This is a genomic window from Bacillus sp. Nf3, from assembly GCF_003028545.1.
Taxonomy (GTDB): Bacteria; Bacillota; Bacilli; order Bacillales; family Bacillaceae; genus Bacillus; species Bacillus safensis.
On record NZ_PYUA01000021.1, the window covers coordinates 1 to 850 of the forward strand.

The window sequence follows — 850 nt, forward strand, 5'->3', positions numbered from 1 at the left end:
CGACGCTGATCATGGCGCCGAACAAGACGCTGGCCGCGCAGCTGTATGGCGAGTTCAAGGCGTTCTTCCCGCACAACGCGGTGGAGTACTTCGTCAGCTACTACGACTACTACCAGCCCGAGGCCTACGTGCCGTCGTCGGACACCTTCATCGAGAAGGACAGTTCGATCAACGAGCACATCGAGCAGATGCGACTGGCGGCGACCAAGACCCTGCTGTCGCGCCCGGATGCGATCGTGGTGGCGACGGTGTCGGCGATCTACGGCCTGGGTGCACCGGAAGACTACCTGTCGCTGCGCCTGATCCTGTCCAAGGGCGAGCGCATCGACCAGCGCGACCTGATCAATCACCTGACCCAGCTGCAGTACACGCGCAACGAATATGAACTGCAGCGCGGTACGTTCCGCGTGCGCGGCGAAGTGATCGACGTGTTCCCGGCCGAATCGGACAGCGAGGCGCTGCGCCTGGAGCTGTTCGATGGCGAGGTCGAGAAGAACACCCTGTTCGATCCGCTCACCGGCGAGACGCTGCGCAACATGCAGCGCTTCACCGTGTACCCGAAGACCCACTACGCAACCACGCGCGAGCGCGTGCTGGCGGCGATCGAGACGATCAAGGTCGAACTGAAGGAACGCCTGGAGCAGCTGTACGCGCAGAACAAGCTGGTGGAGGCGCAGCGCCTGGCGCAGCGTACCCAGTACGACATCGAGATGATGGCCGAGGTGGGGTTCTGCAACGGCATCGAGAACTACTCGCGGCACCTGACCGGCAAGAATGCCGGCGAGCCGCCGCCGACCCTGTTCGACTACCTGCCGGCCGATGCGTCGCTGGTGATCGACGAATCGCACGT

Annotated in this window: 1 pseudogene; it reads left to right on the plus strand. The window is 63.5% G+C overall.

Going from position 1 to position 850, the window contains the following annotated elements:
* A pseudogene (locus C9414_RS20645) lies at positions 1-850 on the plus strand (excinuclease ABC subunit B); the annotation flags it as partial.